This is a genomic window from Buchnera aphidicola (Protaphis terricola) (genome assembly GCF_964059145.1).
Taxonomy (GTDB): domain Bacteria; phylum Pseudomonadota; class Gammaproteobacteria; order Enterobacterales; family Enterobacteriaceae; genus Buchnera; species Buchnera aphidicola_BP.
In genome coordinates this window covers 355,030-380,626 of record NZ_OZ060405.1, presented here as the reverse complement: position 1 = coordinate 380,626, position 25,597 = coordinate 355,030, and the positions used below count along the sequence as shown (strand labels likewise).

Genomic DNA, 25,597 nt, shown 5'->3' with positions numbered 1-25,597 from the left:
TTAAAAAAGATTAAATACCATGGAAAAAATTTATAACCCTAAAGATATTGAAGAACCTATATATAATTTTTGGGAAAAAAATGGATACTTTAAACCTAATAATAATTTAAAAAAATCATCATTTTGCATTATTATGCCACCTCCTAATATCACTGGAAATTTACATATGGGGCATGCATTTCAGCAAACCATTATGGATGTATTAATTCGTTATCATCGGATGCAAGGAGATAATACTTTTTGGCAAGTTGGAACAGATCATGCTGGAATAGCTACTCAAGTTTTAGTAGAACGTGAAATATTTTTAAAAGAAAAAAAAACCAAAAAAGATTATCATCGAGATGATTTTATTAAAAAAATATGGTTATGGAAAAATAAATACCATTCTATTGTTACCCAACAAATGAGGCGTTTAGGAAATTCTGTAGATTGGGATCGTGAAAAGTTTACTTTAGATTCTGATATTTGTCATTCTGTTAAAAAAGCATTTATTACTTTTTATAAAAATAATTTAATATATCAAAAGAAAAAATTGGTACATTGGGATTCTAAATTAGAAACTGTTATTTCAGATTTAGAAGTTGAACATCGTTTAATTAAAGGTTCGAAATGGTTTATTCGATATCCAATTTTATTTAATAAAAAAAAAAATAATTTTAAGATAGAATATTTAATAGTTTCAACAACTAGACCTGAAACTTTATTAGGAGATACGGCTTTAGCAGTTAATCCAAAAGATATTAAATATAATAAATTAATTGGACAATTCGCTATATGTCCATTAGTTAATAGAATTATTCCAATCATTGGGGATAATTATGCAGATATAAGCCAAGGAACAGGTTGTGTAAAAATTACACCAGCACATGATTTTAATGATTATCAAGTAGGATTAAGACATAAATTACCAATGATTAATATTTTTACTAATGATGGAAGAATTAAAATTAATTTTGATATTTACAATTATAAAGGCGAGATATCTAAAATTTATAGCTCATTAGTTCCAACTAAATTTAAAAATTTAGATATTATATCTGCACGTAATGCAATTGTAGAAGAAATAAAAAAATTAGGATATTTAGAAAAAGTTGAAATATGTGAAATTCTTACTCCTCATAGCGATAGAAGTGGTTCAATTATTCAACCCATGCTCACTAATCAATGGTACTTAAAAACATCAAAATTAGCTAGATTAGCTATTACTGCAGTTAAAGAAAAGAAAATTAATTTTATTCCTATACAATATGAAAAAATGTATTTATCTTGGATGAATAGTATTGAAGATTGGTGTATTTCTCGTCAGTTGTGGTGGGGTCATCGTATTCCAGTTTGGTATGATTATGAAAGAAATATATATGTTGGATATAATGAAGATGATATACGTAAAAAATATAAATTATTAAATCATATTGTATTATTTCAAGATGAAGATGTTTTAGATACTTGGTTTTCTTCAGGATTATGGACTTTTTCAACATTAGGATGGCCTAAAAAAACAGAATTTTTAAAAATATTTCATCCAACTAATGTATTAGTAAGTGGTTTTGATATTATTTTTTTTTGGATAGCTAGAATGATTATGTTAACTATGTATCTTATTAAGGATGATTTTGGAATATCTGAAGTTCCTTTCAAAAATGTTTATATAACAGGTTTAATACGTGATGATAAAGGCAGTAAAATGTCAAAATCAAAAGGTAATGTGATTGATCCGTTAGATATGATAGATGGTATTTCTTTAGATGATTTAATTCAAAAAAGAACAAGTAATTTATTTCAACCTAAACTGTCCAATCAAATTAAACAACGCACTATAAAACAGTTTCCTAATGGAATTCCTCCTACAGGTACAGATGCATTACGTTTTACTTTTTGTGCTTTAGCATCAAATACACGTGATATAAAATGGGATATGAATAGATTAAAAGGATATCGAAATTTTTGTAATAAACTTTGGAACGCTAGTCGATTTGTTTTTATAAATACTAAAAATCATGATTTTTTAAATTTTAAAATAAATAATACAATATTATTTATAAATAAATGGATTTTAATAGAATTTAATAATACAGTAAAATTATACAGAAACGCATTAGATAATTATCGATTTGATATTTCAGCAAATATTTTATATGATTTTACATGGAATATTTTTTGTGATTGGTATTTAGAATTTGTTAAGTTGATTATAAAATTTGGTTCATCTCAAGATGTTTTTAATACAAAAAATATTTTAATTGATATCTTAGAAAAACTTATTAAATTACTACATCCTATGATTCCATTTATAACTGAATCAATTTGGCAAAGAATCAAAAAAATAAAAAACATTAAAGAAAGATCAATTATGCTACAATCTTTTCCAAAATATAAAAATTTGTTATTTGATCAAAAAATTATACTTCATATGAATTTTATAAGAAAGATAATTACCTTTTTAAGAAATATTCGATCTGAAATGAATATTAATTCTAAAAAATTATTATCATTATTTTTAAAAAATACAAATTTTGAACAAGAAAAAATTATTAAAGAAAATTTATTATTTTTAAAGAATATGGCTTATTTAGATATAGTTAAAGTTGTTTCTAAGAATTATAGAGAACCATTATTATCTATAAAAAAAATCATTGAAAATGTAGAAATTATAATTCCTATGCTTAAAATAATAGATAAAAAAATTGAATTAAATAGACTAAATAAAGAAATAAAAAAAATAAAATTAAAAATTTTATTAATTCAAAAAAAAATTTTAAATAAAAATTTTATATGTTACGCACCTAAACACATTATTAATAAGGAAAAAGAAGAATTAAATAATTTAAATAAAGTTTATTTAAAGTTATCTCATCAAATAAAAATTTTTAATAATATATTATAGAAAAAAATTATTTTTACTTTTTAATTTAAATAAGGTTTACTATGGCAGTATTATACAATCGTATTTCTAGAAAAGAGCTAAAAAAAAATATATTTTTAAATAAAAAATCTTATTTTATTCTTTCATTTTACAAATATTTTTATATAAAAACACCTCAAGATTTTAGAGATGAAATTTATAAAAATTTTTTAAAATATAATATATTAGGTAGAATATATATTTCTCATGAAGGAATAAATGCACAAATAAGTATTCCTATTAATAAATATTTAAATTTTAAAAATTTTTTGTTTAATTTTCATCCGGAATTAAATAATATATTTATTAATAAAACATATCATAATGGTTTTAATGTATTTTTTTTACTTTCTGTAAAAATAAAAAAATATATTATTAATGATGGTATTAAAAATACTTTATTTAATTTTAAAAATATAGGTATATATATTGAAGCAAAACAAGTAAATAAAATGTTATATGATAAAAATACAATATTTATTGATATGCGAAATTCTTATGAATATGAAATAGGTCACTTTCCTAATGCTATTCAAATTAATAGTAAAACTTTTAGAGATCAATTAAAACATGTAATAAAAATTATGGATTTTGCTAAAAATAAAAAAATAGTAATGTATTGTACAGGTGGAATTCGTTGTGAAAAAGCAACATCATGGATGATTTTTCATGGTTTTAAATATGTATATCATATAAAAAATGGAATAATTGGATATGTAAATGATGCTAAAAAAAATAAATTACCTATATATTTTAAAGGTAGTAATTTTGTATTTGATGCTCGAATGAGTCAAAGAATATCTAAAGATATAATATCATTTTGTAAACAATGTAAGAAACCATCAGCAAATTATGTTAACTGTGCTTTTAATTTATGTCATTTATTATTTATTCAGTGTTCTAATTGTGCTATAAAATTTAAAAATTGTTGTTCTTTAAATTGTATACAAAATATATAAAAACACTATTCAATTTTTTGATTAAAAATTTTTTCTAAGTATTCCCAATGTATTATTTTTTTTTCTAATTTTTTTTCTTCTATATTTAATTGATTTAATATAGGTAATTGATTAGAAATATCTTGTTTAAAAAAATCAACAGAGTTTATTTGATTTTGCAATATTTTAATACTATTTTCTATATTTTCAATTTCATTTAATATATTTTTTAACTTATTCTTAGTTTTTCTTTTATTTTTTAATAAATTGAATTTTTTATTGATATTTAAATTATTTTCTTGATTATTTATTTTATCATTTATAATTTTTTTTTCAATTAAACTATTTTTAAAATTTAAATGTGTAGTAATTATTCCATCACCTTGAAAAAACCAATATTTTTTTACAGTTTTTTCAAGAAAATTTCTATCATGACTAACTATTAAAACAGTTCCAGAATATTGATTTATAATATTTTTTAATAAATTTAGTGTATCTAAGTCTAAATCATTTGTCGGTTCATCAAAAATTAATATATTATTTGGTTTTAAAAATATTTTAGCTAAAAGCAATCTATTAGATTCTCCTCCAGATAAATTTTTTACTAAGCATTTTAATTCTTCTGATTTAAATAAAAATTTTTTTAAATATCCTATTAAATTTTGTTCGTTGTTATTAATAATTATTTTATCTCTACCTTCATTTATATTATCTAAAATAGATTTTTGTTGATTTAATATTGATCGATTTTGATCAAAATATGCTATTTTTAATTTATTTGACGTATAAAAATCTCCTTTTTGAATTTGATTTTCACCTATAAGTATTTTAATCATGGTGCTTTTTCCAGATCCATTGCTTCCAATTAATCCAATTTTATCACCATATTCTATTGTTTCAGAAAAATTTTTAATAATAGTTTTGTTTTTTACTGCATAATATATATTTTTTAATTTAAAAATTATTTTTCCAGCATAATCTTTAATTTCATTAATTGTAATATTTTGAAAGTTTTCTATTTTTTTATAATCTTTATTTTCTTTTCTTAATTTTTCTAAATTTTTTATCCTTCCTTCATTTCTTGTAGTACGTGCTTTAACACTTTTTCTAATCCAAATTTCTTCTTTTTTTAATTTTTGATTAAATAATTTTTTATTTATTTTTTCAATATAATTGTTTTTATCTTTTAATTGAATAAATTGATTATAATTTCCTGGAAAAAATATTAATTTTCCTCGATCAATATAAATAATTTTTGTAGATATATTTTCAATAAATGACACATCATGTGATGTAAATACTATACTTCCATGAAAATTTTTTAAAAATATTTCTAACCATTTAATTGTATATATATCTAAATGATTAGTAGGTTCATCAAGTAATAATATATCAGGTTTATTAATTAAAATTGCACTTAATGCAACTTTTCTCAAAATTCCACCAGATACTTCTGATAAAAGACTATTTTGATTTAATTTTAAAATTTCAGTAATCTTTTTTATTTCTACAATATCATTAATTTTAATTTTTTCTTTTTTTGTTATTTCAATTTGTTTTTTAATAAATTCAAAAATAGAAATATTTGATTGACTTAGGTTGTTTTGTTGTAAATATTGTATTTTAATATTTTTTTTGTAAACAACTAATCCGTGGTCTAAATCTTGTTGTTTGTTAATTACTTTTAATAAGGTTGATTTTCCAGATCCATTTTTACCAGCTAAACAAATACGTTCTTTTGAATTAATATAAAATGAAACATTTTTTAAGATTTCTAAGTTATTAAATGATAAGTAAGCATTTTTTATACTAATTAAATTCATATTTTTCTCATTTAAAAAATTTATTATAAGTTAAAAAATAACATAATTTTTATATTTTATTTTTGTTAAATTATTTATTAAGTTGATATTGTTTTTAAATTTGAATATTTTTTTAGAAGTAACTTAGGTAAGTTTAAATATTAAATTAATTTTTTAATTTTAATAATTTATTTTTTAAAAAATATATTTATTTCTATTGATAAAATATTTATTTTTATTATATAAATTTTAGTTATTTTTTATATGATTATATTAAATTTAATAAATAATTTTTACAATTTATATATATTAAATATGGTATTAAAAATAATGTATTTTTAAAAGTTCATTTAAAAATATTTTTACACTTAAATTATTTGAAATATAAAAATAATATATTTTTTAAAAATAAATATATTATAAATTTTTAATTATATCTCTAATCAATTTTGGACCATGGTATATTAATCCAGAGTATATTTGTATTAATTCTGAACCTAATATAATTTTTTCTTTTGCAGTATTTAACGAATATATACCTCCTACTCCAATTATAGGAATCTTTTTTTGCAGTTGTTGATATAATATTTTTATTGTATTATTGCTTTTATTTTTTAAAGGAATGCCACTTAATCCTCCTTTAATTTGATTTTTTTTTATTTTATATATTGAAGAATGATCTAAAGTACTATTGGTTGCAATAACAGCATCTATTTCAAATTTAATTAATTGATTCGAAATATAAAGTATTTCATCTTTTGATAGATCTGGTGAAATTTTAATTGCTATTGGAACATATTTTTTATATTTTTTACTCATTTCCTTTTGTTTAATTTTAATATTTTTTAATAAATTTTTTAGTAATAATCCAAATTGTAAATTTCTTAAATTTTTTGTATTAGGAGATGAAATATTAATAGTAATATAATTAGTGTAACAATATATTTTTTCTATACATGTTAAATACTCATCTGTAGCATTTTCAATAGAAGTACATTTATTTTTACCTATATTTACTCCAATAATTCCTTCAAATTTAGATTGTTTAAGATTATTAATTAAATTATCTATACCAAGGTTATTAAACCCCATTCTATTAATAATAGCTTCTAATTTAGGTATTCGAAATATTCTTGGTTTTGGATTTCCTTTTTGCGGTAATAATGTAACAGTTCCTAATTCAATAAACCCAAAACCTATTTTGGAAAAAATATCTATATATTCTCCATTTTTATCTATTCCAGCAGCTAAACCAATTTTATTAGGAAAAATTAATCCCATACATTTTACCGGTTTGGATATAATAGGTTGAAAAAATAATTTCATTAATTGTTGAATAATTTTAGTATTCATATTCTTTAATACTAATTTATGTGCTTTTTCAGGATCTATTAAAAATAAAATTTTACGAATTAAATAATATAACATTATAATTTTCTCTTATGTTAAATAAAATATATAATTTAAAAAAATTTTTTTATATATTTTATAATGCATTTATTTTAAAATTTTAATAAAAATTAAAAAATTTAATACTATTATTAAGTTATAATAATTATTAAATTTTTTTAAAATTGATAAATTTTTTATTATATTATATTTTTTATATAAAATTTATGCATAATTTTATATATAAAATTATATATTAATTATCATAATAAGGAATATTATTATAAAAATAATATGAAAAAATATAATTATCCAATAGTAAAAACATTACTTGATACTGATGCATACAAATTACATATGCAACAAGCTGTATTTTTTTGTTATAAAAATGTTCGTGTTGTTTCAGAATTTATTTGTAGAGGATCAAATTTTTTAGGAACTTATTCTAATATTTTGTTAGATCAAATTAATATGATGCAATCACTATGTCTTAGTAATGAAGAATATATTTATATGAATTCTTTTCCATTTTTTAAAAAAGAATATTTACATTGGTTGAAAAGTTTTCGTTATAATATTACGCAAGTAAATGTTAATAATTATCATGGAGAGTTACATATTCGTATTACTGGGTTATGGAAAGAGGTTATTTTATGGGAAGTTCCTATTTTATCATTAATTAGTGAAATTTTTCATAAAAGTCACTATCCTAATATTACCCCTAATATAGCAGTAAATTATTTAAATTTAAAATTAAAAAAATTTTTTCAATATACTCAAAATTTAGATTTATCTCGATTAAAAATTGTCGATTTTGGAACAAGAAGAAGATTTTCATATGATGTTCAATATTCAATTATTAAAAGATTAAAAGAAAAATTTCCTTTTTTAGTAGGATCAAGTAATTATCATATTTCTCGTCTTTTAAAAATGCCTCCAATAGGTACTCAGGCTCATGAATGGTTTCAAGCTCATCAACAAATTAGTTCTAATTTAAAATATAGTCAATCTTTAGCTTTAAAAATATGGTTATGTCAATATAAAAAATATTTAAATATTGCTTTAACAGATTGTATTACAATGGATGCATTTTTGCGTGATTTTAATTTATCTTTATCTCAATCCTACCAAGGTATTAGACATGATTCAGGTGATCCTATAAAATGGGCAGAAAAAGCTTTAAAACATTATCAAAAATTAGGTATTGATCCTTCTACAAAAACATTATTATTTTCAGATAATTTAAATTTTTCTAAAATTATAAATTTATATAAAAAATTTAATCATAAAATTAATGTGATATTTGGTATTGGAACTAAGTTAACTTGTGATATTCCAAATGTAAAACCATTAAATATTGTTATTAAATTAGTTAAATGTAATGGAAAACCAGTTGCTAAATTATCTGATAGTCCTGGAAAAACATTTTGTTTAGATAAAGATTTTATTAAATCTTTATACAAAGCATTTGATTTGCCTTTAAGAAATAAAAATCTAAAATAATTAATTTTAGTAAAAGCATGTCTTTATGCTATTTTAAAAATAAAAAAGTATAAAAATAATATGAATATAATATCAATATCAGAAATATATAAAAATGATACTATTATAAAAAATTTTGTCACTATATACGGATGGGTTCGAAGTTGTCGTAATTCAAAATCTGGTTTTTCTTTTATTACAGTATATGATGGATCATGTTTTCATACTATACAAGTTATTGCTAATAATAATTTATCTAATTATTATAAAGAAATACTTCGATTAACTATAGGATGTTCTGTATTAATTCAGGGTAATCTAATTTTATCATTAGGTTCAAAACAAAAATATGAAATACAAGCTAAAAAAGTTAAAATTTTAGGGTGGGTTGAAAATCCTCAGAATTATCCTATTTCTGCAAAAAAACATAGTTTAGAATATTTAAGAGAAGTAGCACATTTAAGAAGTAGAACAAATTTAGTTGGAGTAATCGTAAGAATACGAAATTACGTTTTTCAATTATTACATAGATTTTTACATAAAAAAGGCTATTATTGGATACCTACACCTATTATTACTGGACTTAACGCTGAAGGTGCTGGTGAAATGTTTCATGTTTCTACATTAAATATGAAAAATATTCCTAAAAAGGATAATAATTCCGTTGATTTTAAAAAAGATTTTTTTGGAAAAGAATCTTTCTTAACTGTTTCGGGACAACTTAATTTAGAAACATATGCTTGTGCTTTATCAAAAGTTTATACCTTTGGGCCAACTTTTAGAGCTGAAAATTCAAATACAACCCGTCATTTAGCAGAATTTTGGATGTTAGAAGTTGAAGCGTCTTTTTTAAATTTAGATCAAATATCTAAATTTGCTGAAGAAATGTTAAAATATATTTTCAAAGATCTTTTAAAAAACTTTATTACAGATATTAAATTTCTTAAAAATTATATTGATAGTGATATAATTAATCGTCTTGAAAATTTTATTTTATTAGATTTTATACGTATAAAATATATTGATGCTATAAATATTTTAATAAATTATCAAAATAAATTTGATAAAATTATTTTTCCAGGTGTTGATTTAAATTCTGAACATGAGCGTTTTCTTGTTGAAGAATATTTTAAAAAACCTGTAATTATCACTGATTATCCTAAAGAATTAAAAGCATTTTATATGAGATTGAATGACGATAAAAAAACTGTTGCAGCTATGGATATTATCGTTCCAAATATTGGTGAATTAATCGGTGGATCACAACGTGAAGAACGTATTGAAATTTTAGATTTACGTTTATCTGAATTTGGTTTGAAAAAAGAAAAATATTGGTGGTATCGAGATCTTAGACGTTATGGTACCGTGCATCATTCAGGTTTTGGTATGGGTTTTGAAAGGTTGATTTCTTATATTACTGGAATGTCAAATATAAGAGATGTTATACCTTTTCCTCGTACTGTAAGAAATTCTCATTTTTAATTGCATGTTGTAAAATTATTTATAATTGTTTAATTTATATTATATTTATTAATTAAAGGTAATTTAAAATTATGAGTAGAAAAAAATCTTTATCAATTTTAATACCAATATTATTTGCTACTAGTAGTACAGTAACAGCAACAGAAATTTTTAATAAACATGGTAGTAAATTAGAATTATATGGTAGTATTAACCCTCATCATGATTTTTATAATGGTTTTTTATCAACAAAAATCACTTCTAAAGATGATCATACCAATGCTATTTTAGGGCTTTCAGGAAAAATTAATATTACTAATAAGCTTTCTAGTTATGCAAAAATTGAATATAAGACTAATTTTTTTATACCGGAAGATTTAATAGATCAACAACAATCTAATTCTGTTCGTCTAGGATATGCTGGTTTAAAATATGGAAACTTAGGGTCTATAGATTATGGTCGTAATTATGGTGTAATTAATGATGTTGAATCTTTAACAAATCATATTCCTTATATTACTAATAATAGTGTATTTGGATATAGTGATAATTATATGTTAGGTAGAAATAGCAGTTTATTAACTTATAGAAATAATAATACTTTTGGTTTAGTCAATGGACTTAGTTTTGCATTACAATATCAAGATGAAACTAAAAATAGACATCCACGTCAAAAAAATCATGCAGGTTGGGGTGCATCTGTAAAATATGAAACCGGTTCAGGATTAACAGCAATTGGTTCTTGTTTTACATCTAAAAGATTATCTGAATCTAAAGTTAATAAAAGTTTAAATAACGAATCTGTAAATGCATATGGACTGGGTTTTAAATATGATACTAATGATGTATATATTGCTGCTTTTTATGGAGCTGCAAGAAATTTAACTCCATATGATCTTCGTAGTAATAGCTATATTAATGAAACACATAATATTGAAGCAATTGCAGAATATAAATTTAAATCTGGTTTTCGTCCTGCTTTAAGTTATATAGATTCAAAGGGATATAATATAAATGGAACTGTAAAAGATGAACTAGGTTTAGCAAAACAAATTAATATTTCTAGTCGTTATGAATTTAATAAAAATATTTCAACTTATATGAATTATAAAATTAATTTGTTAAAAGAAAATAATTTTATCAAAACAAATAAAATTTCTACAGATAATATTATTGACGCTGGATTAGTTTATCAATTTTAATTTTTTAAAGTAAATTATTTTTTTAATTAATTTTTTAAAAAAATATTGAATATTAAGGGTAAGATCTTTCTAATGATTTATATTTATAAAATATATTAATAACTTTTAAATATATATTAATAAATATGAAAGTTTCATAGAAAGATCTGCTCTATTTAATGAATTGATAATCATTTTATATAAATATTTATTATATGATAAAATTTTTTTATTTATAAAGATATTATTTGTATATAGTAATAAAAAAATTTATTTTTTCTTATTTAAAATAGTATTACATTAATTTTTTATTTTATGGTTGTTTATAATTCATTATTATTTTATTTATATTTAAAAAATATTATTTTTATTTTTTTAGTAATTATTTCTACAATATGTTGAATTTATTATTTATTAATTAATTTTTTATATAATAAAATAAAAAATATATTTAATATAACGTTTTTAATTTAGCACCACCTAATAAATGCATATGTAAATAATTTATTTCTTGTCCTCCATGTTTATTACAATTAATAATTATTTTATATCCATCTTGACTAATTTTTTTTTCTTTTGCAGTTTGAACCGCAATATAAAACATATGAGCAATAATATCTTTATTTTTTTTATTAATATCATTGGCTGTTTTAATTAAATTATTTGGTATGATTAATATATGTATAGGGGCTTTTGGTTTAATATCATCAAAAACAGTTACAATTTTATCTTGATATAAAATATTAGCTGATATTTCTTTTTTTATAATTTTTTGAAAAATTGAATAATTATTCATAATAATTTACTCTTATTTTGATAGAAAAATATTTTTAATCACTGGGCGAGTGCTTTTTTTACTCACCCTATTTTTTATGTATTTTTTATATATTCATCTATAGCAATTTTAATATTTTCAGATTTAGTACCAAATACAGCTTGTATACCTGCTCCTGATATAAATATACCTGCTGCTCCTAAATTTTTTAAATCATACTGATTAACTTCTGAAATTTTTAATACTGTAATACGTAGTCTAGTAATACATGCATCTAAATGTTTGATATTGTTTTTTCCACCTAAAGCTTTAACAATACAAACTGCTATTTCATTATTATTTTTTATAATAGTATTATTTTTATTGTTTTCTCTTCCTGGTGTTTGTAAATTAAATGTAATTATTAAAAAATAAAATATTATATAATATAAAATACCATATAAAATCCCAACAATTGGAAAAAGAAACAATTGATTGCTATGTCCACTTAATACTATAAAATCTATAAAACCATGTGAAAAACTTGTTCCAGCACGCATATTTAAAAAAATACATAATGGAAATGACAAACCTGCTAATATTGCATGAATAATATATAATATTGGAGCAACTAAAATAAATGAAAATTCGATTGGTTCTGTAATTCCAGTTAGAAATGCTGTTAACGCTGCAGAAATCATAATACTTCCAATTTTATTCTTATTTTCCTTTTTTGATGTATGCCAAATTGCTAATGCAGCACCTGGTAATCCATACATTTTAAAAATAAAACCACCTGATAAATTTCCAGCAGTTATATCTCCAGCTATATATCTTGCAATATCTCCATGAAAAACTTGACCAACAGAATTAGTATATTCTCCAATTTGCATTTGAAATGGAACATTCCATATATGATGCAATCCAAACGGTATTAATGCTCTTTCTACAATTCCATATAAAGAAAAAGCAAAAATAGGATTTTGATAAGCTGCCCATTGTGAAAATATTTGAATTTTTGATGCTATCGAAGGCCAAATAAAGGATAATATTAAACCTATAAATATTGCACATAAGCCTGAAATAATTGGAACAAATCTTTTTCCTGCAAAAAACCCTAAATATTCAGGCAGTTGGATTTTGTAAAATTTATTAAACATATATGCTGCAATCCCTCCTGCTATAATTCCTCCTAATATTCCTATATCAGCAATATTTTTATTTTTTATTAAATTAATATTAGTGTTTAATATTCCTGGTTCAACAACATACAATGTTTTAATTAAAATACTATATGCTACAACTGCTGCTAATGCTGCTACGCCATCATTATTGCTAAATCCTAAAGCTACTCCAATAGCAAAAATTAACGGCATATTTGAAAAAACTGAGCCTCCTGTTTGTGCCATAATTTCAGATATAGTATTTGGTATTATATTAAAATGAGCAGAACCAATACCTAATAATATACCTGCAATTGGTAATACTGATACAGGTAACATCAGTGATTTTCCAACTTTTTGAAGACTTGCAAATACATTTTTAAACATATTAAAACTCCTAAATATATATAAAACATATAATTTATAAAAAAATATATCTTTTTTATAATTTAAATAATGTATAAAAATTATTTTTTATAATATCAGCAAATTCTTCTAAATATATTTTTTTTATTAGACAAATATGTTTTGCTATATCAAGTAAATATGCTGGTTGATTTTCTTTTCCTCTATTCGGAGTTGGTGATAAATATGGAGAATCTGTTTCTATAAGTAAACTACTTAATGGTATTTTTTTTAGTGTATTTTGTAATTGAATTGCATTTTTAAAAGTTACTATACCTGAAAAAGAAATATAAAACCCTAAATCTATTAATTTAAATGCAATATCATAATTTTCAGTAAATGAATGTAAAATCCCTCCGCATTTTTCTGCATTTTCTTCTTTTAAAATTTTTATTGTATCTTTTATAGAATTTCTTGTATGTACTATAATTGGTTTTTTTAATTTTATTGCAACTCGTATATGTTCTCTAAAAAAATTTTGTTGTATTTTTTTTGTTTCAGATGAATAATAATAATCTAAACCTGTTTCTCCTAGAGCAATAACATTTTGATGTTTTGATAAAGTTTCTAGTTTATCGAGATTTTGTTTTTCTTTTTGACAATGTAAAGGATGTATACCACAAGAGTAGAAAATATAATTATATTGATTAAATAATCTTTTTATATTATTAAAATTACTAATAGAAGTAGATACTGTTAAAAATTTTTTCACATAATTTTTATATGATTTTTTTAACATATCTTCGATATTATTATGTAATGAATGATAATTTAATCGGTCGAGGTGGCAATGAGAGTCAATTAAAAGCATAATTTTATCTCTTTCATTTAAAAAATAATATATAAATTATAATTAATTAGTGAACTTTAAAATATTTTCCCATCGTAATAATTGTTCTAATATTAATAATTCATTATTAATACCAGATATATTTAACAATCTATACCTGCATTTTATCCAAGTAGTAATACTTTTTTTTAGAGTAAAATAATTATAATTACGAGAAAAAAATTGAATTATTTGAAATTCATCAAAATTAGTTAATTTTTTTTTTTGATTAAAATGGATTTGAATAGAATCAAATAATAATAAACATATCCAATCAATTTTTAATATAGTGTTATTTATAGATAATATTGGAAATATCTTGATAAGATTTTTCTTTTTAATAGAATTTAAAAAATATATACATAATTTTTTTCTTTCCTCCCAAAGTCCATTATTAATAAATTCTTTAGCAAGTATTGGTGAACCTTGGTTAATTCGTAATGAAATTACATTAAATATTTTATTTTTTAAATTTTTATTTTTTAACCAATGTAAACTATGTTTTTCTCGTGGGGGAAATAATGTATATATTAAACAACGACTGTGTAATGTAGAATATATTTTTAAGTTGTTATAATCTACTAAAAAAAACCAAGTATTTTTAGGTGGTTCTTCTAAAATTTTTAATAATGAATTAATTGCGGATTCTGTTAATTTTTCAATATTTGATAAAAGTATAATTTTATTTTTTCCTTGTTTTGGGTATTGAAATATTTTTTCACGTATCATTCGAATATAATTAATAGTTATAATTTTATTATTATTATCTTTATAATAATAAAAATCTGGGTGATTTTTTGATATAATTAATTTACAATTATGACATGTATTACAATATTTTATTTCATTTTTATTATCACATAAAATCCACTGACTAATATTTTTAATTAATTGTAATACTCCTAATCCTTTAGTTGTTTTTATTAATATTGTATGATGTGCTTTTTTATTTTGATGTTGTTTAATAATTTCTTTATATGTATTAATAAGCCAAGGATAACATTTCATATAAATTGTTTTTTAAGCCACCTTAATAGTTGTTGTTTAATATTTATAGTCACATTTCGAATATTAAGATTAGCATTAATTTTAATAATTTTTTTATTAAATTTTATATTTTTTAAATACATATTTCTTGTTTTATTAAAAAATAATAATGATCTATTTTCAATACGATCTAAAGCACCTCTTTTTAATATTCTTTTTAAACCAATTTCAGGTTTAACATCTAAATATAAAGTTAAGTCTGGAAAAAAATCTCCTAATAATAAATGTTGAATTTGATTAATAATATTTTTATTTATACCTAATCCACCACCTTGATAAGCTAAAGAAGATAAATAATGACGATCCGAAATTACCCAATCTCCTCGTTTTAATGCTGGTTTAATAATTTTTTCAACTAATTGCATTCTTGCTGCATATATTAATAACAATTCTGTTTCTTTTATAATATCTTCAGTATGAAATGTTTTAATTATTTTTCTGATTTTTTCTGCAATTGGTGTGCTCCCTGGCTGTCTAACTAATATAATATTTTTAATATTATATTCTTCTAAAATTTTTTTTATATAAATACATGCACTAGTTTTTCCAGAACCTTCTAGTCCTTCAATTACAATAAATTTACTTTTTATCATTATTTTTTTAATATATATAATATTTTAATTTTAAGATAAAATTTAATTATTTAAATTTTAATTTTACTATAAATAAAATCGATAGCATTTTGTACTGTTTTAATTTTTTCTACTTCTTCATCAGAAATTTCTATATTGAAATTTTCTTCTAAACTCATAATCAATTCAATAATATCTAATGAATCAGCTCCAAGATCTTCTAAAAATAAAGATGTATTTTTAATTTTATCTATTTGTATTTCTAATTTTTTTGAGATAATATTTTTTATTTTATTTTCAATATTTTTCATTTTAATTTTCTCATTTTTTATGTTAAATTTTTATTAAATTAAACTTTTATATTTATGATATTATTATAATATATTATTAAATTTTAATTTTATTTTTAAGACATATACATACCACCATTAACATGTAATGTTTGACCAGTAATATAAGATGACTTTTCAGAAGATAAAAACATCACAACATTTGCAATTTCTTCAGCTGTTCCTAATCTTTTCATTGGAATATTAGATAAGTATTTTTTATATTGAAATATATTTAAATCTTTAATAAAATTAGTTTTAATTAATCCTGGAGCAACTATATTAACAGTAATATTTTTTGAAGCTAATTCTAATGCTAATGATTTATGAAATCCTATAAGACCTGCTTTTGAAGTACTATAATTAACTTGTCCTTTATTTCCTGTATAACCAATCATGGAACTGATTGTGATAATACGTCCTTCTTTTTTTTTAATCATTGAACGAATAATTTCTTTTGAAATATAAAATATTGATGTTAAATTAACTTTAATAATATCTTCCCATTCTTTATTATTCATATAAATAAGTAATTTATCTGATTTTATTCCAGCATTGTTTATTAATATATCGATAAAATATACTTTTTTATAAATTTCTTTAATTTTTTCTGAAATAGAATTAGTATTTTTTAAATCTAAAATTAAACCAAATCCATTATTTTTTAAATATTTATTAATTTTATTTACACCATTTTGAGTAGTTGATGTACCAATAACTCTTATTCCTTTATTTAAAAACTTTAAAGCTATTGCTTTTCCAATACCTTGACTTGCACCTGTTATTAAAGCAGTTTTTTTTTTATTTTTCATAATTTTTATTAATTTTTTTAAAAGCATATAAAAAATTTTTTTTATTATTAGTACTAAGAGAGACTAGATTTTTATTTTTTTTATTTAAATTAGTTAAGATATTATTAGGACCAATTTCAAGCATAGTAAAAATTTTTTTTGATTTTATAAAGTCTATTATTTCTTTCCATCTTACAGTTTTATATACTTGTTTAATTAAAGCTGTTTTAATATTTTTACTATGATTTTCACATTTTACATTAACATTATTAATTACTGGTATTATAGGTTTTTTAATTTTAATATTATTTAATATATACTTAATTTTTTTAGCAACTGGTTTCATTAAATAATTGTGTACTGGAATATTAATATTAAGATTCAATATAAATTTTGCTCCCTTTTTTCTACAATCTAAACTTACTTGATGTACGTCTAATGTCTCTCCAGAAATAATTATTTGGTTTTTAGAGTTTATACTTGCAATTGATACTGTTTTATTTACGTATTTTTTTAAAATTTTTTTAATAATTTTTTTATCTAAACCAATTATAGCTTGTACTAAAAAAGATCTATTTAAAATTATTTTTTGCATAAATTGACCGCGTAAATAAACAACTTTCAATGCATCTTTAAAATTCATTGCATTAGAACAAACTAATGCAGAATATTCTCCTAAACTATGACCTGACATAAATGCTGGATTTTTTCCATTATATTTTTTCCAAAGTCTATAAATTGCAATTGATGAAGTTAATATTAAAGTTTGTATATATTCGTTATTAATTTTTTCTATTGAATCGTTTTTCATTAAATTTAGTAAATTAAAATTTATATATTCTGATGCTTCTTGAAAAGTATTTTTAAAAATATTTTCTCGATTTAAAAAAGAGGATAACATATTATTATATTGAATTCCTTGGCCTGGAAATAGCATAGAAAATAAGCACATTAGAATAACCTTTTTAAATATAATATATTTAAAAAAATAATGAATTGATTTTTTGTTAATATTAAAAATTAAGATTCATTTTTAGTATAAAACGGTACTTTTTTATAATACCGTTTTATATATTTAAATAACTTTTTTACCTTTATAAAAACCATCTGGTGTTATATGATGCCGAATATGTATTTCTTTAGAGCATTTATCTGTAGATAGTGTTTCTTGTTTTAATATATCATGTAAACGTCGCATTCCTCTTTTAGATCGAGTTGGTTTGTTTTTTTGTACAGCCATAATAATTTTTCTCTTAAGATATTTTTATATTAATAAAGATTTATTTTATTTAAACTAAAATTAATTTGATTTATATTTTTTATCAAGTATATTTAAAAAATTTTTAATTTTTAAATCTAACGGTGCTTTTATATGTAATATATTACCATATTTAGGATGTATAAATTTTATTGAATTAGCATGTAAAAAAAGTCTATTAAAATTTATTTTATTTTTTACTATTTTATCTAAATTTGTATCTCCATAAAGTTTATCAAATAATATTGGATGACCTGAATAACAAGTATGGGCTCGAATTTGATGTGTTCTTCCTGTCTTAGGAAAAATTGAAAGTAATGTTGTAGTAGTATATTGTTTTTTTATTTTAAAATAAGTTAATGAAGGTTTTCCAGTTTTATGAATAAACATTTTTTTTTGTTTATTTTTTAAATTAATTTGTAATAGAGGTTTTGATACTTTTTTTAAAGTATATGGCCAAAGTCCATGTACTAATGCAATATATTCTTTTTTTATTTTATTATTTCTTATTTGTTCATGCATTGAAATAAGAGAAGAACGTTTTTTTGCTAAAATTAATATTCCGGATGTATCTCGATCAATACGATGAACAAGATCAAGACATTTTTCTAATGGTCGAATTTTTCGAAAATATTCTATAATCCCAAAATTTAAACCACTTCCACCATGAACTGCAAGGCCAGAAGGTTTATTTATTATTAATAAATAATTATCTTCATAAAGTATGTTATTTAATTTTTTTTTTTGATTATTTTTAATATGAAAATTTTTTTTTTCTTTAAATGCGATTTTAATTGGTGGAATTTTTATATAATCTCCGATTTTAAGTTTATAATTTGGTTTAATTCTTTTTTTATTTATTCGAACTTGACCTATTCTAATAATACGATAAATCATACTTTTAGGTATATTATTAAATTTTTTTTTCAAAAAATTATCAATACGTTGATTTATCATATTTTCATTAATATATATAATAGATGTAGATAATTGTTTATATGTCATTAAAAAAATCTCTATTAATAAAGTAATTTTTTTAATTTTTATTAATTATAATATAATTAAATATATAAATATATTACTATCAATAATTAAATTTTTTTATAATTTTTAAATTATAAAAAGTAAATAATATTATTAATTAATTTTTAAATTATTTCATTAGTATTTTAAAATAATTTATTTTATATATATTTTAAATAAAACTCATAATGAATTAATAAAATATTAATTTTTTTAAAAATATATATTTCCTGTTGATGTATTTACTTATTTGTAAAAATAAGAGAGAAAAAGTTATAATGAAAAGAATGTTAATTAATGCAACTCAACAGGAAGAGTTGCGTGTAGCTCTTGTTGATGGTCAACGTTTATATGATCTTGATATAGAAAATACTGGATCGGAACAAAAAAAATCGAATATATACAAAGGAAGAATTACTCGAATAGAACCAAGTTTAAATGCTGTTTTTGTAGATTATGGTATGGAAAAACATGGTTTTTTACCTTTCAAGGAAATTTCTAAAAAATACTTTCTTAAAAAATATGATAATTTGAATTCAGAAATTAAAGATGTTTTGAAAGAAGGGCAAGAACTTATTGTTCAAATAAATAAAGAAGAAAGAGGAAAAAAAGGTGCAGCTTTAACAACTTTTATTAGTTTGGCAGGAAGTTATTTAGTATTAATGCCAAATAGTCCTAATATTACTGGTGTATCTAGAAGAATTGAAGGACATGATAGAAGCGAATTAAAAATGCTATTTTTATCTTTAAAATTTCCTAAAAATATGGGTTTAATTATTAGAACTGCAGGTTTTGGAAAATCTATAAAATCATTACAATGGGATTTATATCTGAGATTAAAGCATTGGGATGCTATTCAAAAAGCTGCATTAAAAAAATCTGCTCCATTTTTAATTCATCAGGAAAGTAATGTAATTTTTCGTGCATTTAGAGATTATTTACGGCAAGATATTGGTGAAATTTTAATTGATAATCCTAGAATATTTAATATAGCTCTTGAGCATATTTCAGCTTTAGGACGTCCAGATTTTATTAATAAAATAAAACTTTATACTGGAAATATTCCATTATTTAGTTATTACCAAATCGAATCTCAAATTAATTCTGCTTTTCAAAGAAAGGTACAATTACCATCAGGTGGTTCAATTATGGTAGATAGTACTGAAGCACTAACAGCTATTGATATTAATTCAGCTCGTTCTACCCAAGGTATAGATATTGAATCTACAGCTTTTAATACAAATTTAGAAGCGGTAGAAGAAATTTCAAGACAATTAAGACTTCGAGATTTAGGTGGATTAATAGTAATAGATTTTATAGATATGACACCTCTAAGTCATCAAAAAGCTGTTGAAAATAAATTACGTGAAATTGTACGTAAAGATAGAGCTCGAGTTCAAATTGGCAATATTTCTAGGTTTGGTTTATTAGAAATGTCAAGGCAAAGAGTTAGTACTTCTTTAGGTGATTCTAGTCATCATATTTGTCCTCGGTGTACTGGAACAGGTACCATTAGAGATAATGAATCTTTATCTTTATCAATTTTACGTTTAATCGAAGAAGAAGCATTAAAAGAAAATACATATGAAGTACACGCCATTGTACCTATAGAAATTGCTTGTTATTTATTAAATGAGAAGAGAGATGCAGTATACGCGATTGAAAAACGACAAGCAGGTGGAAAAACGATAATAGTACCTAATAAAAATATGAAAACTCCACATTATTTTGTTTCTAGAATCAGAAAAGGTGAAGAAATACCATCTATAAATGATTATTTTTATAGTATTAAGAAAAATAAAAATATAAAAAATATTAAACAAGATATTAAAGAAAAGAAAGTTCATTATAAACCATTTTTAAAAAATAAAAAATTATTTAATAATTATATTAATATTAATAATATACGTCAAAAAACTATTTTTAAAAAAAATCTTTATAATAATTTTTTTATTAAACTAATATCTTGGATAAAAAGAATATTTTTTTTAAAAAATACTTTTTTTAAGAAAAAAAAATTTTTTTTTAATAGAAATAAATTTAATCAAAAAAAATATCAGAATAATATTAATCAAAATAATATACCAATATCATCAATTCAAATTCAAGAAAAAAATAATATAATAAATAGATACAATTCAAATAATAAATTTAATTTATTTAATAAAAAAAAAGTTATTTTATTTAATTATTTGGAGATAATGAATGTTATTTATTATATTGAATTTTTGAAATTTTTTCAGTTAGATATATATAATCTAAGAAATAAATTTTTTTTAAAAAAAAAAATACCTTACAAAAATATTATTTTAAGTAAAAATTATATTTTTAAAAAGAGAAATAAAAATATTAAATCAAGTAAAAATAAAGATTCTTTTTTTATCTTTAATAAAATATTTAATATTTATAAATTAAAACACATTCAATTTTGCAAATTAATGATAAATCATATGATTTACTTAAAAAAAATAGAATTTAAAAAATTTAATTTTCAAAATTCTTTAAAAAAAATTAATGTTTTAAAAAAATATCATTATTTGTATAGAAAGAATAAAATAAGTAATTTTTATCCTAATAAAAATAATATAATTATTAAAAATAATGCATCAAAATATAATAAAACTAATATCATTAAAAAAAATATAAAAATTTTTGTTAATCAAGTGAAAAAAAAAATTAAACATAAAAATATTATTGAAGAAAGAAAAAAAAATAAATTAATTTTTAAAAATTGTTATATCTTACAATGTAATCAAAATAAACTTTTAAATAATTTAAAAAAAGAAAAACAAAACCAAATTTTTGAACCAATTACAAAAATTTATTCTAAGAATTTTCCTAATAAATACAAAAAAAAAGTAAAAAAAACTATTTTTACAATTCAACCAAATACAAAAAAAGTTTCTGCTGGAGCGCATTCTGCAAAAAATTATTCTTCTTCACCAGTTACTAAAATTAAAGAATTTTAAAAAAATTATGAATTATATATTTCATGTTATCTAAAAACATTTTTAATTTTTTTATATTAAGATATTATAGAAAAAATAAAAACTTACTTATTAAGTAAGTTTTTATTTTAGAAAATATTAATATATTAATTTTAAATTAACTATAACAATCTACAATATCATCAAAAATTTTTTCAGCCATTTTTAAGACTTTTACATTTGCAATATAACATTTTTGTTCATAACTTAAATTTTTATAATCTTCATTTATATCATCAGATATTGATAATTTTTTATTTTCTAATATTCTAATCATATTACGTTTAAAAGGCAGCCTTTCTTCAAGATCATTACATTTATAGGATATAGATTTTAAAAATTTTAAATAAGCTTGACTTAATGTATCTTTTTTATTTACTAATTTATCTTTATTTAAATTATATATAATAATTGCATTGTTTTTATTTTTTTGATCTTTATCATTTGTTGAAGACATCGCAAATGGAACATGTTCTATAATTAATAATTTTAATTCATTGAATATATCAGCATATGGTTGAATCATATAAACATTATTTTCATTCTCATTGCCTTCAATTTTAAATTCTATCCCATCAAAAGTAAGATATGTATTATTGTCTTTTTGGTATATATCTGGATCAACTATTGTTTGATCACGTAATCTTTTAACAATCCAATGGTTGTCCTTCATAGATATTATATAGTTAGTATCTTGTGCATCAGAAGTAGATACCCATTTAACAGATGTATATGGATGTGATGTATTTTTTGAACTAGATATAATTTTAGGTTGACTAATATAAAATATTTTTTTTCCAACACCACCTAATATATCATACCCTAAAGTATGATTTTCATTAATGCTATCAGCAAAATTTATAGTAAGTTGGCCAAGTTTATTTTTTGCATCTTTTAAATCTTTTTTTAGAAAATGAAAAAGTGCTCCTAGAGATGCACTAGGAACCATGTGTTCTATTTTTTTTATTATTTTTTCGTCATCATTCCAATATCCAATACTTATGTATTTATCATTTGTTTTTGATGTTAAAGCAATTAAATTTATTTTTCTATTATTATTTATTAGGTATATTCCATTTTTCAAATATACTTTAAAATTATTACTATCTTTTTCTACTGTAACACCTAGAATATTATTTAGTTCATCAACTAATCTATCTCTTTCATCAATGTATTTATATATACCATCAGGTATTTGTGCAACTGGAAAAAATTGAACATTGATATTTAAATCATAAATTTTATTAATTAAAATATTTGCTTGTTTTATTTTTTCTGATATACTATATTTAATATCATTTTCTAAAAAATTTAATTTTTCATCAAACATTTTTAATTCATATATAACTTTTTTTAAATTTTTTTCAATTTTTGCATCAAATATATGTATATTGTTTTTAACAATACTATCTTCTATAGAAGAATATAATTCATTTATTATATCATTAAAAACATGTACTTTTTCAACAAATAACTTTTCTAATTTTGAATATTCTTCAATTCGAGTTTCATCTTCTTGTATTCGTTCATTAGTTTTTCTTTTTTCTTCTTGAATAAAATTATTATATTCATCATATATACTTTCTACTTTTACTCCTGGATTAGCATTAGACTGATCTACATTGTTCTCAATTGCGATACGTTCTGATAGATCTTTATATTTTGGATGTAGAATTTTTTTTGTTCGATTATCAATTAATATTTTAATCGCATCAATATTAGCAATAGTAGAAGTTAATATAGAACTCATATAGATTTCCTTATGTAGAAAATTATTATTTATATATTTTATTATTTTGATCAATTTGTTGCAAAATAATATTTGATAAACCAAACCCTTTTTTAGATAATTCTTGTGAAATTTGTTCATCATATACTTCGGTATATAAATGACTTTGATTATTATCTAATAAACTATCATTATTTAATGATTTTCTCATACTTTTTAATAATATGTGAATAAAAATACTTTCAAATGCTTTAGCTGTTTCTAGTGCATATTTTCTAGAATTATTTTTTACTTGGTATTTTAATTCATTAATAAATTTTACATTATAGTTTTGTATATCTTTTAAATATAACTTATATTGCATTAAATAATCTCCAATTTAGCATGTAAGCAACCTGCATTTTTCATTGATTGAAGAATAGAGATCAATTCATCAGGTTGTGTTCCTAAAACATTTAATGTTTGTACAATATTATTTAAATTTTTATTATTAAGTGTTTCACTATTAATATAATTTTTATTATGAATATCCTTTAATAAATTTTTTTGATTATTTAAATTCGGATCTAAAATATTTAAATAATTTTTTTGATCTATTATTTTATGTATTATAATAGATAAGTTACGATGAGCAATTATACATGTTCCTAATTTTACTTCTTTATTAATAACAATAGAACCAGTTCGAGGATTAACTACTACTTTTGCTTCTTGAGAGGGTATAGAAATATCTATATCTTGAATATTAGAAAGCATATGAACTTGTATAGTATTATCAGGATAAGTATTTAATTGTACTGTTTTAGAGTTTATTGCTGTAGCTGTATCTGGATATCTCATATTAATCATATCACTAATTTTTTGTGCAGTGCTAAAATTTTCTTCATTTAGTTGAAGATTAATTATTTTTTGCTTTCCAAAATTAGTATTTATTTCTTTTTCAATTGTTGCACCATGATTAATCCGACCTGAATTAGTTTGATTAATTTTAAAAAAATTGCTTGTTTTTCCAAAATTGTTTCTTTCAGATATTAATACATTTCCTTGAGCAATTGCATAAATTTGATTATCAGTTCCTTTTAAAGGAGTCATTAATAATGTACCTCCTTTTAAACTTTTAGCATTGCCCATAGATGAAACTACTACATCTATTTGCTCTCCTGCATGACTAAATGGAGGTAGTTTTGCGGTAACTATTACTGCTGCTACATTTTTTAGATGCATATTAGTATTTGGCAACATAGTTACACCTAATTGAGATAACATATTATGTAATGATTGATTTGTAAATGGAGCTTGAGCAGATTGATCACCAGTTCCATCTAAACCCACTATCAAACCATAACCAATTAATTGATTATCTCTGATACCTTCAATACTAGTTAAGTCACGTATTTTTTCTGCATATGCAAAAGAACAAAAACTCATTAAAATATAAATAATAAATTTTAATAATGATATTATCTTTGACATAAAATACCTTATATATTTATTTTATTAATTTTATTTTAATATATTATATAAAAAATATATAATATTTTATTAATTAATCTTT

21 protein-coding genes are annotated in these 25,597 nt (G+C 20.8%); 6 read left to right on the top strand and 15 right to left on the bottom strand.

What is annotated here, in order from left to right; translation table 11 throughout:
• The first annotated feature begins 19 nt into the window (after positions 1–19).
• Positions 20–2,884, top strand: a complete 2,865-nt coding sequence (locus tag AB4W67_RS01770; RefSeq protein ID WP_367682339.1) for a valine--tRNA ligase — start codon at positions 20–22, stop codon at positions 2,882–2,884.
• A 41-nt stretch (positions 2,885–2,925) separates the two neighbouring features.
• Positions 2,926–3,861, top strand: coding sequence for a rhodanese-related sulfurtransferase (locus AB4W67_RS01765; protein ID WP_367682338.1), 936 nt, complete (start codon positions 2,926–2,928; stop codon positions 3,859–3,861).
• A 5-nt stretch (positions 3,862–3,866) separates the two neighbouring features.
• On the opposite strand, the gene AB4W67_RS01760 is transcribed toward AB4W67_RS01765, so the two are convergent.
• Complete coding sequence (locus AB4W67_RS01760) at positions 3,867–5,663, bottom strand: ATP-binding cassette domain-containing protein (RefSeq protein WP_367682337.1); 1,797 nt, start codon at positions 5,661–5,663, stop codon at positions 3,867–3,869.
• A 396-nt stretch (positions 5,664–6,059) separates the two neighbouring features.
• A complete protein-coding gene (pyrD, locus tag AB4W67_RS01755; protein ID WP_367682336.1) occupies positions 6,060–7,070 on the bottom strand; it encodes a quinone-dependent dihydroorotate dehydrogenase in 1,011 nt (336 codons plus the stop codon).
• Between the two features lie 255 nt (positions 7,071–7,325).
• Here pyrD and pncB point away from each other — a divergent pair, with 255 nt between their 5' ends.
• The 3 genes from pncB (at position 7,326) to AB4W67_RS01740 (ending at position 11,176) form a co-directional block, all read left to right on the top strand.
• Positions 7,326–8,534 (top strand): nicotinate phosphoribosyltransferase, encoded by a 1,209-nt coding sequence (gene pncB / locus AB4W67_RS01750; protein ID WP_367682335.1) that lies wholly within the window; start codon positions 7,326–7,328, stop codon positions 8,532–8,534.
• 60 nt (positions 8,535–8,594) lie between these two features.
• The gene (gene asnS / locus AB4W67_RS01745) at positions 8,595–9,995 is read left to right on the top strand and encodes an asparagine--tRNA ligase (protein WP_367682334.1); all 1,401 of its coding nucleotides are present in this window, start codon (positions 8,595–8,597) and stop codon (positions 9,993–9,995) included.
• A gap of 71 nt (positions 9,996–10,066) precedes the next feature.
• On the top strand, positions 10,067–11,176 hold the full coding sequence (locus AB4W67_RS01740) for a porin (protein WP_367682333.1): 1,110 nt from the start codon (positions 10,067–10,069) through the stop codon (positions 11,174–11,176).
• Between the two features lie 430 nt (positions 11,177–11,606).
• Here the strand turns inward: AB4W67_RS01740 and AB4W67_RS01735 are convergent, their stop codons facing one another.
• The 10 genes from AB4W67_RS01735 to rluC form a co-directional block, all read right to left on the bottom strand.
• Complete coding sequence (locus tag AB4W67_RS01735; protein ID WP_367682332.1) at positions 11,607–11,951, bottom strand: histidine triad nucleotide-binding protein; 345 nt, start codon at positions 11,949–11,951, stop codon at positions 11,607–11,609.
• Between the two features lie 74 nt (positions 11,952–12,025).
• Positions 12,026–13,459 (bottom strand): PTS glucose transporter subunit IIBC, encoded by a 1,434-nt coding sequence (ptsG, locus tag AB4W67_RS01730; protein WP_367682331.1) that lies wholly within the window; start codon positions 13,457–13,459, stop codon positions 12,026–12,028.
• A 55-nt stretch (positions 13,460–13,514) separates the two neighbouring features.
• A complete protein-coding gene (locus tag AB4W67_RS01725) occupies positions 13,515–14,288 on the bottom strand; it encodes a TatD family hydrolase (protein ID WP_367682330.1) in 774 nt (257 codons plus the stop codon).
• A gap of 42 nt (positions 14,289–14,330) precedes the next feature.
• Entirely contained in the window at positions 14,331–15,314 is a 984-nt protein-coding gene (locus AB4W67_RS01720) for a DNA polymerase III subunit delta' C-terminal domain-containing protein (protein WP_367682329.1), read from the bottom strand.
• Complete coding sequence (gene tmk / locus AB4W67_RS01715) at positions 15,311–15,946, bottom strand: dTMP kinase (RefSeq protein WP_367682328.1); 636 nt, start codon at positions 15,944–15,946, stop codon at positions 15,311–15,313. Before tmk ends, AB4W67_RS01720 begins: the two co-directional genes overlap by 4 nt.
• Before the next feature lie 50 nt (positions 15,947–15,996).
• Positions 15,997–16,236: an acyl carrier protein gene (acpP, locus tag AB4W67_RS01710; protein WP_367682327.1), complete on the bottom strand. Its 240-nt coding sequence runs from the start codon at positions 16,234–16,236 to the stop codon at positions 15,997–15,999.
• Between the two features lie 95 nt (positions 16,237–16,331).
• Positions 16,332–17,066: a 3-oxoacyl-[acyl-carrier-protein] reductase gene (gene fabG / locus AB4W67_RS01705; RefSeq protein WP_367682326.1), complete on the bottom strand. Its 735-nt coding sequence runs from the start codon at positions 17,064–17,066 to the stop codon at positions 16,332–16,334.
• Positions 17,056–17,982, bottom strand: a complete 927-nt coding sequence (fabD, locus tag AB4W67_RS01700) for an ACP S-malonyltransferase (protein ID WP_367682325.1) — start codon at positions 17,980–17,982, stop codon at positions 17,056–17,058. The genes fabG and fabD overlap by 11 nt, the downstream gene beginning before the upstream one ends.
• 138 nt (positions 17,983–18,120) lie before the next feature.
• Positions 18,121–18,285: a 50S ribosomal protein L32 gene (gene rpmF, locus AB4W67_RS01695; protein ID WP_367682324.1), complete on the bottom strand. Its 165-nt coding sequence runs from the start codon at positions 18,283–18,285 to the stop codon at positions 18,121–18,123.
• 60 nt (positions 18,286–18,345) lie between these two features.
• Positions 18,346–19,308, bottom strand: coding sequence for a 23S rRNA pseudouridine(955/2504/2580) synthase RluC (gene rluC, locus AB4W67_RS01690; RefSeq protein ID WP_367682323.1), 963 nt, complete (start codon positions 19,306–19,308; stop codon positions 18,346–18,348).
• A gap of 296 nt (positions 19,309–19,604) precedes the next feature.
• On the opposite strand from rluC, the gene rne reads away from it, so the two are divergent.
• Positions 19,605–22,295 (top strand): ribonuclease E, encoded by a 2,691-nt coding sequence (gene rne, locus AB4W67_RS01685; RefSeq protein WP_367682322.1) that lies wholly within the window; start codon positions 19,605–19,607, stop codon positions 22,293–22,295.
• Positions 22,296–22,431: 136 nt separating this feature from the next.
• Here the strand turns inward: rne and AB4W67_RS01680 are convergent, their stop codons facing one another.
• From AB4W67_RS01680 to AB4W67_RS01670, 3 genes are read right to left on the bottom strand one after another with little or no spacing between them, the layout of a single operon-like run.
• Positions 22,432–24,063, bottom strand: coding sequence for a FlgK family flagellar hook-associated protein (locus AB4W67_RS01680; protein ID WP_367682321.1), 1,632 nt, complete (start codon positions 24,061–24,063; stop codon positions 22,432–22,434).
• A gap of 25 nt (positions 24,064–24,088) precedes the next feature.
• On the bottom strand, positions 24,089–24,406 hold the full coding sequence (locus AB4W67_RS01675) for a rod-binding protein (protein ID WP_367682320.1): 318 nt from the start codon (positions 24,404–24,406) through the stop codon (positions 24,089–24,091).
• A complete protein-coding gene (locus tag AB4W67_RS01670; RefSeq protein WP_367682319.1) occupies positions 24,406–25,515 on the bottom strand; it encodes a flagellar basal body P-ring protein FlgI in 1,110 nt (369 codons plus the stop codon). Before AB4W67_RS01670 ends, AB4W67_RS01675 begins: the two co-directional genes overlap by 1 nt.
• Positions 25,516–25,597: the final 82 nt, after the last annotated feature.

Bases quoted from the DNA above. Each gene is read 5' to 3' on its own strand.
- ptsG (WP_367682331.1), bottom strand. From the start codon at position 13,459: ATGTTTAAAAATGTATTTGCAAGTCTTCAAAAAGTTGGAAAATCACTG.
- acpP (WP_367682327.1), bottom strand. From the start codon at position 16,236: ATGAAAAATATTGAAAATAAAATAAAAAATATTATCTCAAAAAAATTA.
- AB4W67_RS01720 (WP_367682329.1), bottom strand. From the start codon at position 15,314: ATGAAATGTTATCCTTGGCTTATTAATACATATAAAGAAATTATTAAA.
- AB4W67_RS01740 (WP_367682333.1), top strand. From the start codon at position 10,067: ATGAGTAGAAAAAAATCTTTATCAATTTTAATACCAATATTATTTGCT.
- pyrD (WP_367682336.1), bottom strand. From the start codon at position 7,070: ATGTTATATTATTTAATTCGTAAAATTTTATTTTTAATAGATCCTGAA.
- AB4W67_RS01770 (WP_367682339.1), top strand. From the start codon at position 20: ATGGAAAAAATTTATAACCCTAAAGATATTGAAGAACCTATATATAAT.
- AB4W67_RS01670 (WP_367682319.1), bottom strand. From the start codon at position 25,515: ATGTCAAAGATAATATCATTATTAAAATTTATTATTTATATTTTAATG.
- fabD (WP_367682325.1), bottom strand. From the start codon at position 17,982: ATGCTATTTCCAGGCCAAGGAATTCAATATAATAATATGTTATCCTCT.
- fabG (WP_367682326.1), bottom strand. From the start codon at position 17,066: ATGAAAAATAAAAAAAAAACTGCTTTAATAACAGGTGCAAGTCAAGGT.
- AB4W67_RS01760 (WP_367682337.1), bottom strand. From the start codon at position 5,663: ATGAATTTAATTAGTATAAAAAATGCTTACTTATCATTTAATAACTTA.
- pncB (WP_367682335.1), top strand. From the start codon at position 7,326: ATGAAAAAATATAATTATCCAATAGTAAAAACATTACTTGATACTGAT.
- tmk (WP_367682328.1), bottom strand. From the start codon at position 15,946: ATGATAAAAAGTAAATTTATTGTAATTGAAGGACTAGAAGGTTCTGGA.
- rpmF (WP_367682324.1), bottom strand. From the start codon at position 18,285: ATGGCTGTACAAAAAAACAAACCAACTCGATCTAAAAGAGGAATGCGA.
- AB4W67_RS01725 (WP_367682330.1), bottom strand. From the start codon at position 14,288: ATGCTTTTAATTGACTCTCATTGCCACCTCGACCGATTAAATTATCAT.
- AB4W67_RS01675 (WP_367682320.1), bottom strand. From the start codon at position 24,406: ATGCAATATAAGTTATATTTAAAAGATATACAAAACTATAATGTAAAA.
- rluC (WP_367682323.1), bottom strand. From the start codon at position 19,308: ATGACATATAAACAATTATCTACATCTATTATATATATTAATGAAAAT.
- rne (WP_367682322.1), top strand. From the start codon at position 19,605: ATGAAAAGAATGTTAATTAATGCAACTCAACAGGAAGAGTTGCGTGTA.
- AB4W67_RS01735 (WP_367682332.1), bottom strand. From the start codon at position 11,951: ATGAATAATTATTCAATTTTTCAAAAAATTATAAAAAAAGAAATATCA.
- AB4W67_RS01680 (WP_367682321.1), bottom strand. From the start codon at position 24,063: ATGAGTTCTATATTAACTTCTACTATTGCTAATATTGATGCGATTAAA.
- AB4W67_RS01765 (WP_367682338.1), top strand. From the start codon at position 2,926: ATGGCAGTATTATACAATCGTATTTCTAGAAAAGAGCTAAAAAAAAAT.
- asnS (WP_367682334.1), top strand. From the start codon at position 8,595: ATGAATATAATATCAATATCAGAAATATATAAAAATGATACTATTATA.